The sequence below is a fragment of the Ruegeria sp. CDSB013 genome (assembly GCF_059611165.1).
The window spans coordinates 154248-165629 of the sequence record NZ_JBXWPA010000010.1 but is presented as its reverse complement, the minus strand read 5'-3'; the positions used below and the strand labels follow the sequence as shown (position 1 = coordinate 165629).

Annotated in this window: 9 protein-coding genes and 1 pseudogene; 4 read left to right on the top strand and 6 right to left on the bottom strand. The window is 60.5% G+C overall.

Annotation, left to right across the window (positions count from 1 at the left end; translation table 11 throughout):
• Nucleotides 1–96 precede the first annotated feature (96 nt).
• Nucleotides 97–822 (top strand): SDR family NAD(P)-dependent oxidoreductase, encoded by a 726-nt coding sequence (locus AC2FJF_RS17155; protein ID WP_496726485.1) that lies wholly within the window; start codon nt 97–99, stop codon nt 820–822.
• 16 nt (nt 823–838) lie between these two features.
• On the opposite strand, the gene AC2FJF_RS17150 is transcribed toward AC2FJF_RS17155, so the two are convergent.
• Nucleotides 839–2491, bottom strand: a complete 1653-nt coding sequence (locus tag AC2FJF_RS17150; protein ID WP_496726461.1) for a DUF6504 family protein — start codon at nt 2489–2491, stop codon at nt 839–841.
• 170 nt (nt 2492–2661) lie between these two features.
• On the opposite strand from AC2FJF_RS17150, the pseudogene AC2FJF_RS17145 reads away from it, so the two are divergent.
• Nucleotides 2662–3660, top strand: a pseudogene (locus AC2FJF_RS17145) (formylglycine-generating enzyme family protein).
• A 42-nt stretch (nt 3661–3702) separates the two neighbouring features.
• Here the strand turns inward: AC2FJF_RS17145 and AC2FJF_RS17140 are convergent.
• Nucleotides 3703–3990 carry an I78 family peptidase inhibitor gene (locus AC2FJF_RS17140; RefSeq protein ID WP_496726460.1) on the bottom strand — a complete coding sequence of 96 codons (288 nt, stop codon included), beginning with the start codon at nt 3988–3990 and terminating at the stop codon, nt 3703–3705.
• A gap of 130 nt (nt 3991–4120) precedes the next feature.
• On the opposite strand from AC2FJF_RS17140, the gene AC2FJF_RS17135 reads away from it, so the two are divergent.
• Nucleotides 4121–5233 (top strand): S-(hydroxymethyl)glutathione dehydrogenase/class III alcohol dehydrogenase, encoded by a 1113-nt coding sequence (locus AC2FJF_RS17135; protein WP_496726459.1) that lies wholly within the window; start codon nt 4121–4123, stop codon nt 5231–5233.
• A 54-nt stretch (nt 5234–5287) separates the two neighbouring features.
• Here the strand turns inward: AC2FJF_RS17135 and AC2FJF_RS17130 are convergent, their stop codons facing one another.
• The 3 genes from AC2FJF_RS17130 to AC2FJF_RS17120 all read right to left on the bottom strand — a co-directional run bounded on the left by AC2FJF_RS17130 (nt 5288) and on the right by AC2FJF_RS17120 (nt 9756).
• Nucleotides 5288–6226, bottom strand: a complete 939-nt coding sequence (locus tag AC2FJF_RS17130) for a DMT family transporter (protein WP_496726458.1) — start codon at nt 6224–6226, stop codon at nt 5288–5290.
• 147 nt (nt 6227–6373) lie between these two features.
• Nucleotides 6374–6787, bottom strand: a complete 414-nt coding sequence (locus AC2FJF_RS17125; RefSeq protein ID WP_496726457.1) for a group III truncated hemoglobin — start codon at nt 6785–6787, stop codon at nt 6374–6376.
• Nucleotides 6788–6837: 50 nt separating this feature from the next.
• Nucleotides 6838–9756: an error-prone DNA polymerase gene (locus tag AC2FJF_RS17120; RefSeq protein WP_496726456.1), complete on the bottom strand. Its 2919-nt coding sequence runs from the start codon at nt 9754–9756 to the stop codon at nt 6838–6840.
• 109 nt (nt 9757–9865) lie between these two features.
• Between AC2FJF_RS17120 and AC2FJF_RS17115 the strand changes: the two genes are divergently transcribed.
• Nucleotides 9866–10330 carry a DUF1203 domain-containing protein gene (locus tag AC2FJF_RS17115; protein ID WP_496726455.1) on the top strand — a complete coding sequence of 155 codons (465 nt, stop codon included), beginning with the start codon at nt 9866–9868 and terminating at the stop codon, nt 10328–10330.
• On the opposite strand, the gene AC2FJF_RS17110 is transcribed toward AC2FJF_RS17115, so the two are convergent.
• The gene (locus tag AC2FJF_RS17110) at nt 10327–11319 is read right to left on the bottom strand and encodes an ABC transporter ATP-binding protein (RefSeq protein ID WP_496726484.1); all 993 of its coding nucleotides are present in this window, start codon (nt 11317–11319) and stop codon (nt 10327–10329) included. The two genes, AC2FJF_RS17115 and AC2FJF_RS17110, sit on opposite strands and share 4 nt — an antisense overlap.
• Nucleotides 11320–11382: the final 63 nt, after the last annotated feature.

Genomic DNA, 11382 nt, shown 5'->3' with positions numbered 1-11382 from the left:
CAGCTTTGGTACCTGATCGTAGAATCCCTAACATGTCTTAAAAACACGAAACCAATGTCCGGATCATGTGTTCCCGACAGTGCGGATAGCCCAAGCATGAACAGTTTTGACGGAAAAACTATTTGGATTGTTGGCGCCAGCGAGGGCCTGGGCCGATCCTTGGCTCAGGCGCTAAGCCGTCAGGGGGCACATCTGGTCCTGTCGGCGCGCAATGCGGCACGACTGGCCGAGATCTGCGAAACCCTTCCGAATGCGCGGGCGGTGCCGTTCGACGTGACCGACCTGAAGGCTGTGCGCAGCGCCGTGGCAGAGGTCGGGGGGGTGGATGGTCTGGTTTACAATGCCGGGGCCTATGAGCCGATGAAATCAGCCGATTGGGACACCGATGCTGTTCTGTCGATGACAGACGTGAATTATCTTGGCGCGCTGCGCGTTTTGGGCGAGACGGTGCCCGGGTTTGTGCGCGCGGGTCGGGGTGACATCACGCTGATCGGGTCTTTGTCTGGTTATCGCGGGCTTCCGGCTGCGGTTGGGTATGCGGCGAGCAAGGCGGCGCTGGTCTCTCTGGCTGAAACGATGCGATTTGATCTGGCCGGCACGGGGGTAACCGTGCGGATCGTCAATCCAGGCTTCATTAAGACCCGGCTGACCGAAAAGAACGCTTTCAAGATGCCGATGCTGATGACACCCGAGGACGCGGCGGACCGGGTGGTCAGGGCGATGTCACGTCGCCGGTTCCGCACCGATTTCCCGGCACCGTTCTCTTGGGTTATCCGTTTGCTGGATTACCTGCCGGATTGGCTGATTTACCGCGGAAAATAGACTCTGATCTGGCGTTCTACCCAAACTGCCCGTGACAGAACCAGCCTGCCGACATCGTGCCGCCATGGCCGTAAAACAGCCACAGCCGCTCACCCTGTTCGGTGACAACCACCCAGTAGTCCCGCACGCCGCTGCGCCAGTTGGGATCGTCCAGCCACCATTCGGGTGCGATCCGTTCCGGACCGGTGGCCTGTGCCAACTGCCAGTCGCGCCCGCGCCACCGAAAGGCGGCTGGAACATCCGGGGCTTCAGCGGCCATCACCGGCTCGGGCTGCCACATCTGCAACGGACGCGGGCGCGACGGGGCAGGCCAGTCACGGGCGGGTTCCGACCACGCCGCCGCCAACGTCTGCGCGGTTTTTTCGGGGATATGTGAGGCTGCCGGGTGCCGCCGGGTGATCACGTCCAGCCCGACACGTGCGCCTAGCTTGCCGATCAGGTCATCCACGGCTGTGTTGCCCTCCAGCCGATTGCGGGCCACGCGGCGCGCCTCGGCGTGACCGGCCACTGTGCGGGTGTGGATGGGCTCGGTCTGGATCGCCTCAAGCCGCAGCATGTCGATGCCATAGCCTGCGTCGATCTTATCAATTTTCATCTCTAACAAAGGACGAATGCGGTGTTTGTCGTAAGTGGGCCGAGCCAAACCAACCTCGATGATCTCAGCCGCCTGATCGGCGCGATGTGCCTCAAGCCGCAGGGTGCGGACGCCACGCGCCTTCTCTTCCAGCTTCGCGCACAGCGTGGGCAAGACTCGGTCGATGGCGGCCATCACGTCCTCGATCAGGCCGATCGGATTGGGCAGGGTCATCCGCACCGCAAAGTGATGGGGCGGACGTGCGGGCGAGACCGGCTCGGGGGCGCTGCCCATCGCCTGATCCAATCGCAGAACTAACCCTCGCCCAAATCGCCGCGCCAAACTTGCGCGCGGCTGGCCCAGTAGATCGCCGATCCGGCGCAGACCCAGTCGGTTTAGTTGTGCGACTACCTGATCCTCAAGGCGCAGCGCCGCAATCGGCAGGGGGCTGAGCGCGCCATAAGATTGCCCTGGTGCTGCGATCCGCGCGCCACCGCCCAGAGCCATCACTTGCGGCGCGGCCCCGCCCTTGGTCCAGTGCCGCCGTTTCCCTGCACGCGCGCGGGTTGCACGGGCCTCTTGGCTGATGGCGTCACCGTTGCGATCTGATGTGGCCTCTTGCCCTGCATACCGCGCCAGCGCCCAGGCCGCGCCCAGCGTGTCGGCGATGCCCATCTGCACGCTTAGCCCCATATCTGCACAGTCGGTTTCAATGACGCTCAGTAGTGCCTCTTCCCCGCCGAACAGATGCGTGCAGCCTGACAGATCGACGACCAGCCCGTCCGGGGCCTCTTCGGCCACCCAGGGGCTGAACTTGCCGGCCCAACGGCGCAGCGCGGTTAGAAACGCGGCCTCACCCGGGGCGTTGCGGTGTCGCGTGATCAGGGCTGCACACATGGCGTGGGCATCACGCACGGGTTGACCCACACGCAGACCGGCGGCCTGCGCTTCCACGTTCAGCGAGGTAATCACCTGCATGTTTGACTGTTCCGCAACCACGGCCAGAGGGCCAGCATGCAGCCCCCGCGCAGCACGGATCAGCCGTTCAGCCCCCAGACGGGGGAACCACAATGAGAGTATTCGGCGTTTCGGCATCGGCAGACATCAAAATGTTCTCACTTTGTTCTTATCGCAGAATCGCCTATTGAGTCGAGAGCGACCCAGCCGAAAAAGGCGGTGATCAAGTTGCAATTTTCCCTATGGCGTGATTCAAATTTGCCAGCCAATGGGCGCAGTTCACCCCCGTTCAGGAACTTAAAAAAGAGATGATTTTCTATCGTGCGGCATTTCTTTCCGTTTCATTGCTTGTGATCTGGGGAGCGGTATGTACCGCGAAGGCCGCGGCAGAAAGTGCCACGCCGACGAGAGGGCCTATCGGAAATCCGCTTGAGCGTTTTCAGGAATGTGAAGATTGCCCCGAAATGATCGTCATGCCTCCTGGTTCATTCATGATGGGGGCCATCCCCGGCGAATCCCGTAACCGGTTCACGTTTTATGGCGAGGACGGCTATATCGGTGTGCGCGGACCGGATGAGGTCAACATTATACCCCATGAGCATCCTCGCCATCGGGTCGAGATGGATATTCCCTATGCGATTGGTCGAAACGAAATCACGCACGCGGAGTGGATGGCCTGTGTTGACGATGGTGGTTGCTCTCACGTGCAAGAGCACAGCGCGCTTACGCTGTCCGGTCATAAGAAACTGGGTCCGAGTCATCCGGTGATTAATGTGTCGTATCTGGATGCGCTGGAATACACGGCGTGGTTGAACTCGCTGGTTGGCGAGGAGGTTTATCGTTAACCAACCGAGGCAGAATGGGAATACGCCGCCCGCGCCGGGACGGAAACTAGGTTCGCGCAAGGGGACGAACTGACTGCTGATCAGGCGAACTTTTCGAGAAGGACGACAGAGCATCTGCGCGGGCGCGAAGTAACACTACCTGCGCTCAAGAACCGACGAATTCTGGTTCCGGTTGAAGACCTTGACGCCGCCAATGCGTGGGGTGTTCGCCATATGTCGGGCAATGTTGATGAGATTACCCTGTCTTGGTGGACGGAAGAGCATTTAGGCTTGCCAACAAGTAGTGCCTACCTGTCGCTCTCAAAACAGCAAAGTTCTTGCGAGCGCGTGGTCGCCAAAGGCGGGGCGTTCAATACCGCCATGGATGGGTTGCGTCCAGCGTCTCGTATACGCCCGACTTTGGATCGCAGGAGACCTTACCTAGGTATTCGGGTTGTTCGCATCTTCGAAGCGGAGAAGTAAAGAACTCCGTTCAGAGCTGATGAGGCACTGCCAAAATGTGTACTACCCGCAGGTCAGGCGCTGAATGATCCCCGAACCGGTCACATAAACGTTCAGCCGGTCGATGCGGTAATCCTGTGTGGCGATGTCATCGGGGCCCAGAACGCGCGAGCGTTCGGGCAGCTGGCCCTGAATGGTCGACACCGGTTGGCCAATGGAATCGGCAAAAGCTTCGCCCTGGCAAAAGGCCAGATCAACCGAGGCGGCGTCCGTCGACGCAGGTGTTGCAACAGGCGCGGTCGTCTCGGCGCAGGCTGCCAGCAGGACCAGAGCGGGAATAAATCGGTGCATTGGCGTTTCTCCTTCTGACAATGTCGTTACTGCAATATCAAACAATTAGCCAACCTGTCACCAAAGCGCAGTTGAAAATGCCCTGCAATTGACGCAGGGTCGGGGCAAATAAGACAGGGAGACAACAACCATGCGTACCCGTGCCGCCGTCGCCGTCCAGGCGGGCAAACCTTTGGAAGTGATGGATGTGAACCTCGAAGGCCCCAAGGCGGGCGAGGTTCTTGTCGAGATCAAAGCCACCGGCCTCTGCCACACCGACGAATTCACCCGATCGGGCGCTGACCCCGAAGGCCTGTTTCCGGCGATTCTGGGCCATGAAGGCGCAGGCGTTGTGGTTGAAGTGGGCCCAGGTGTGACCAGCCTGAAACCGGGTGATCACGTGATCCCGCTCTACACGCCTGAATGTCGTGAGTGCGAATACTGTTTGCACCCCAAGACCAACCTGTGTCAGGCGATCCGCGAAACCCAAGGCCGGGGCTTGATGCCCGACGGAACCTCGCGGTTTTCGACCTTGGATGGCGATCCGATCCTGCACTACATGGGTTGTTCAACCTTCGCGAACCACACGGTTCTGCCGGAAATCGCGCTGGCCAAAGTGCGTGAGGACGCGCCCTTCGACAAGATCTGCTACATCGGTTGTGGCGTCACCACCGGCATCGGTGCCGTCATCAACACTGCCAAGGTTGAGATCGGTAGCCGTGCCATCGTGTTTGGTCTGGGCGGCATCGGCCTGAACGTCATTCAAGGCCTGCGTCTGGCCGGAGCGGACCAGATCGTCGGCGTCGACCTGAACCCGTCAAAGGTCGAAATGGCTACCAAGTTCGGCATGACCGATTTCGTCAACCCGTCCGAGGTTGAAGGCGATCTGGTGCCTTATCTGGTCAACCTAACCAAAGGCGGCGCGGACTACACCTTTGACGCCACCGGCAATGTCGGCGTGATGCGCGCAGCACTGGAGTCGGCACATAAAGGGTGGGGTGAATCGATCATTATCGGCGTGGCGCCGGCTGGGGCCGAAATCTCGACCCGCCCATTCCAGCTGGTCACTGGCCGCTCGTGGCGCGGCACTGCATTTGGCGGCGCGCGGGGCCGGACCGATGTGCCCAAGATTGTCGACTGGTACATGGAGGGCAAGATCGAGATCGACCCGATGATCACTCATACAATGGGTCTGGACGACATCAACCACGGATTCGACCTGATGCACAAAGGCGAAAGCATCCGGTCTGTGGTCCTTTACTAAGGGTCTAAACCTTCGGAAAACGCTATTACGGCGCGCTAAACAGCGCGCCGTTTCTTATTCCCCCGGCCGCGTTGCCCCGGTATCTGACCGAGGTGATCGCACGCGCAGAACCGGGGTGTTGGCCGAGGTGGTGTTGATCCGGCTTTCGCGCCAGACCACATAGATGCCGGATGCGATGATGATGCTGGCGCCCACCGCAACCCAGATATCCGGGCGTTCACCAAAGAAGACCATGCCAAAGATCGTAGCCCAGATGATCTGGCTATACTGGCTGGGGGCAATAACTCCGGCGGGTGCCGCGCGATAGGCCAGAATGATCAGGTGCTGGGCGATGACCGAGAATACGCCTACCAATGCCATCATCGCCAGATGCAGCAAGGATGGCGGTTGATAGACAACGGGTTGTGCAAGGCTCATCACGGCGATTGCCAACAGCATGGGGTACAGGATCAGCACCGCCGAACGTTCTTCATTTCCGATCTTGCGTACCAGTACGGATGCAAAGGCGCTGCAAAAGGCAGCTGTCAGGGCGGCCAGATGGCCCAGCGTGATATCCGTTGCGCCTGGACGCAGGACAATCAGAACGCCGATCAAGCCCACGCCTACGGCGGCCCAACGCTGGGCGCGGACCACTTCGCCGAGAATGGGGATCGACAGGACTGTCACGATCAGCGGGAAGGAAAATAGCAGCGAGTAAACCTCGGCCAGCGGCAATACGGAAAAGGAGTAAAACGCGCAGGACATCGCGGTGACCATCAGGCCAGATCGCAGCAACACCAGCCATGGGTGATGGGGCAGAAAGTTCCCGGTTGTCCGGTCGGTCAGAATCGTGACGGCCATCGGCACAAACGAGAACAGCGTGGCGAAAAAGATGATCTGCATCACCGAGTAGACGCCGCCAAGCGCCTTGATCAATGCGTCATGGCTGGCAAAGACCGCAAAGCCCAAAAACGCATAGCCGAGTCCCCGGAGGGTGGAGTTCTGAGTGCTCATCTTTGTGGCCCCGGGTGATGTATCGGTGTTGTGACTGTGCCATCACACCGCAAGTGCGCGGGTGGCTTGCCTTTGAGTAAACTCATTTTGGTGGCGCGCATAGCCCCTAATTTACCGCTAACATTGCATGGCCGCCATGACGCGGGATCATCGCAGGATCGGTGGTGCGTCCTTGGGTTGGCGTGCGGATTGCACGCCCGCTTTCATTCCCACCCCGATGCGACGGGCCAGCGCGACCCAAGGAGTCGCGGTTTCAGAGGGCAGCGTTTGGGTTGCGACCTCTTCGAACAGGTCCAGCCAATGGGCGAAGAACTCGGGCTTTACGTCGGGCCGCTCGATATGGACTCGTTGCGGGTTGCCGTCATAACTGCGCTCGAACAAAATCGCGTTGCGCCAGAACGCGGCGATCTTCTCCTCATGTGCGGGCCAATCGTGGACATGTTTGTTGAAGACCGGTCCCAGTGTCGCGTCCTCACGCACGCGGGCGTAAAAGGTGCGGACCTGCGCGTTGATCTGATCTGGCGTCGCGGGAAAGCGTGGGGGCAGGGTGGGTCTGCTCATTGGGGTGGTCCGATTTCGACTCTATTTAGGGGCAATATCTCGTACTGCAGTCATGCGACAGGCGTGGTTTTGTCGCGCGGGTCCGGTGTCAGAATATGCCGCAGCAGGGCGACGGGATGCGCCTTGAGGCTGAGGCGGGTGGCCACGTAATCCTCAACCACCTGCTCACCCAGCGTCATTTTTGGCAGATATGCTTCGGGTTCATCCAGTGCCTCGCCCTCCAGATCCTGCGAGAACAGCGGCAGCGGTTTGGCGGTGGCAATCGCCTTGGCCTGCCACAACGCCTCGCGCCGCGTCAGGTCGCAGGCGGCAAAAGCATCGGCCTCGGCCAGCCGTTCGATCACCGAGGGCCCCAGCCCGGCACGGCGCCAGACATCGTCGACCTGATGGTAGCCGTTGCCACGCGCGGCGGTGAGCCAACTGGCGTCTTCCTCGCTCAGCCCCTTGATCTGGCGAAAGCCCAGCCGCAGGGCCAGCCCGCCCTGGCCGTCAGGCTCCATCACATTGTCCCAGAAACTGGCATTGATGCAGACCGGGCGCACCTGCACCCCGTGCTCGCGCGCATCCCGCACGATCTGGGCGGGGGCATAGAATCCCATTGGCTGCGAGTTCAGCAGCGCGCAGGCGAAGATGCCCGGGTGGTGGCATTTGATCCAGGCCGAGGCGTAGACCAGCAGCGCAAAGCTGGCCGCGTGGCTTTCGGGGAACCCGTAAGAGCCAAAGCCTTCGATCTGGGAAAAACAGCGTTCGGCGAAGTCCTGTTCATACCCGTTGCGTTTCATCCCGCGCAGGAACAGCGCACGGAATTCGCTGACATTGCCGTGTTTCTTGAACGTCGCCAGCGAACGGCGCAGCCGGTCCGCCTGTTCCGGGGTGAAACCCGCACCGACGATGGCGATCTGCATCGCCTGTTCCTGAAACAACGGCACGCCCAGCGTTTTGCCCAACACCTCGCCCAATTCGTCCGAGGGGAAGCTGACTTCCTCCTCTCCGTTCCGGCGGCGAATATAGGGGTGGACCATGTCGCCCTGAATTGGACCGGGGCGGATGATGGCGACCTCGATCACCAGATCATAGAAATTGCGGGGCCGCATCCGGGGCAGAAAGTTCATCTGTGCCCGTGATTCCACCTGAAACACCCCAATAGAGTCTGCTTTGCAGAGCATGTCATAGACCACCGGGTCCTCGGGCGGCAGGGTTGCCAGCGTATAGCTGGTCTGATGGTGCTGGCCGATCAGGTCGAACGCCTTGCGGATGCAGGTCAGCATCCCGAGGCTGAGGACATCGACCTTCAGAATACCCAAAGAGTCGATGTCGTCCTTGTCCCAGCAGATGACCGTGCGGTCCTCCATCGTGGCGTTCTCGATGGGGACAAGCTCGTCCAAGCGCCCCTCGGTGATGATGAAACCGCCGACATGCTGCGACAGGTGACGGGGGAAACCATCGATCTCATAGACCAGCATTAGAGTCTGTTTCAGACGGCGATCCTCGGGATCGAGGCCGATTTCACGCATGCGCTGGGCTTCAAGGCCAGAGGCGGAAAAGAACCCCCAGAGCTGCGAAGACAGAGCCGAGATCGTGTCTTCGGTCAGCCCCATCGCGCGGCCAACCTCGCGGATGGCGCGTTTGCCGCGATAATGCACGACCGTGGCACAAAGGCCGGCGCGTTCGCGGCCATAGCGGTCATAGATGTGCTGAATCACCTCTTCGCGGCGTTCATGTTCGAAATCGACGTCGATATCAGGGGGCTCATCCCGCGCCTCGGACACGAAGCGCTCAAAAACCATGGTGCCCATCTCGGGGCTGACCTCAGTGATGCCGAGGCAGAAACAGACCACCGAATTGGCCGCCGACCCGCGCCCCTGGCAGAGGATGTCGCGCGAGCGGGCAAAATGAACGATGTCGCGGACGGTCAGGAAATAGGGTTCGTATTTCAGCTTACCGATCAGGGTGAGCTCATGCGCCAACATCTTTTGCGCTTTCGCGGAGGCGCCTGCCGGATAGCGCCATTTCAACCCTTCATGCGCCAGCCGATGCAAGCGCTGGGTTGGGGTTTCCTGTTCGCTACCCTCGCTGGGATATTCATAGCGCAGCTCGTCCAGCGAGAATGTGAGCTGTTCGCTGAGTTCATGCGCGCGGGCAACGGCCCCCTCATAACCTTTGAAGATGCGCAGCATCTCGGCCTCGGACCGCAGGCGTTGTTCGCCATTGGCCAGCGCCTCGCGGCCCAGCTCATCGACCTTGCGGCGCAGGCGGATGGCGGTCAGCACATCCCCCAGTTTGCGGCGCGTGCCGTGATGCATCATCGGCGTGGCGCTGGCGAGTGTGGGGATGCCGAGTTGTTTTGATTCAGTCTCTAATAAAGAGAAATATACGCCATCTGTGCCGTCATACCGGGGATGCATCAACAGATGCACCCGCCCGGCAAAGCGGCGCGTCAGCTGTTGCGCTTGTATCCGCCAGCCGCCCGCGCCGCCCTGAGACCGGGCCGTTTGTGGCCACAGCAGTAGGTGGAGACCGTCAGAAAACTCCAGCAGGTCGGACAAGTGCAGGATGCAGTCGCCCTTTTCGGCGCGTAGACGGCCCTTGGACAGGATGCGGCATAGATTGGCCCAGCCCTGCCGGTTCAGGGGCAGGGCGGTAACCGTGGGTGCGTCGGTAAAGATCAGCCGTGCCGCCGGTATCAGACGGGGCACCGCGTGGATCGGGTACGAGGGCGGTTTGGGGATGTGATCGGGGCAGGGTGGGCCTACGGACGTGTTCTGCGCCTCCCACTCAAGCCGTTCGCGCACCTTGCGGGTGATCTCGCGCGCCTGCGTATGGGCGCGGACGATCCCGGCGACCGAGTTGTCATCAGCGATGGCGATGGCGGGCAGGCCCAGGGTCACGGCACGCTCCATATACTCCTCGGGGTGGGACGCCCCGGTGAGGAAGGTGAAGTTCGACGTGATCGACAGCTCGGCATACATGACGAATCCGTATTATATTCACGTTTTGTTCTTTTTCGAGTCCTTTGCGCAGGAAACGGGTCGATTGGGTTTGGTCCGATGGGCAGTGTCGGGAAAAAGGAGACCCAAAATGTTCAAAATCACCGCATTACCCACCGACGACGTACGCGCCCTTCAGGCCGGTCACCCGGATGCTTATGGCGCAACGCCAGAACGGGCCGTTTCCACGGGTGCCGGAAACCCGTGTCGCCATTGTTTGCAGAATATTCCCGAGGGCGAAGAAATGCTGGTCTTGGCCCACAGGCCCTTTTTAGAGACACATCCATATGCTGAAACCGGGCCGATCTTTCTGTGTGCGGCACTCTGTGAGCGATACGAAGGGCAAGACCTGCCCGAGATTCTGACCTCGTCGCCCGACTACCTTATTAAGGGCTATGGCACAGATAATCGCATCGTCTATGGCACCGGGGCGATCACGCCCACGGATCAGATCGGTGCAAAAGTCAGAGATATCTTTGCCCGACCAGATGTGGCCTACATCCACGTCCGATCCGCGCGAAACAACTGCTATCAGGCCCGAATCGACCGAGACTAAAGCTTAACCCTATGCATCCCCCGGCGCGGCTGATCCGGATCAGCCGCCGGGGTGTCCCCTGTGCGGCTAGACGTCAAGGCGAGGAACACATCCTCTAGATCAGCCTCTTCAGTGCGGACGTCGCTAATGCGGATATTGGCTGCGCGGACGGATTCCAGAACTTGCTCGGCGTTGGTTTGGGCGCTGCGATATTGCAGCACTAGGTTGCCATCGTCGCGCAAGGCGGCCTCGACCCCTTCGGTTGCGGGTAGATCGATGACCGGGCTGTCGGGCACGATGACCATGGTACGGCTGTCCATTCGGCCCAGCAGGTTGGCGGTGCTGTCCTGCGCGATTTTCTCACCGTGATTGATGATGGCAATCTCGTCACACATTTCCTGCGCTTCTTCCAGGTAATGCGTGGTCAGGATGATGGTCATGCCCTGATCGTTCAGCTTGCGCACATTTGTCCAGAGCATCTGGCGCAGTTCGATATCCACGCCTGCCGTCGGTTCATCCAGCACCAGAATCTTGGGGTGATGCACCAGCGCCTTGGCCAGCAGCAACCGCCGCCGCATGCCACCCGACAGGGTACGGGCATAGGCTTCGGCCTTGTCGCTGAGGCCGACCAGTTCAAGGATCTCATCGCTACGGCGCTCGGATTTGGGTACGCCGTACAAACCGGCCTGCACCTCCAACGCGCCGCGGGGGGTAAAAAACGGGTCAAGGTTCAGCTCTTGTGGCATCACGCCAATCGCGGAACGGGACTGGCGTGGGTTGCGGTCCTGATCATACCCCCAGATCGACACTGACCCGGCCGATTTCACCACCAGACCAGCCAGAATGTTGATCAGGGTCGATTTACCGGCCCCGTTCGGGCCCAGCAGGCCAAACACCGAACCTCGTGGAATGCTCAGGTCAATGCCCTTCAGTGCCTGTTTCTCGGGCTGGCCCTTGCCGCCGCGATAGGTCTTGCGCAGTCCATCGATCCTGATTGCCGCATCGGTCATGAGACCCTTGCCCCCGGTTTGCTCATCGCTCATAAACGCACCTAATGCATGCCCGCGAGGCCG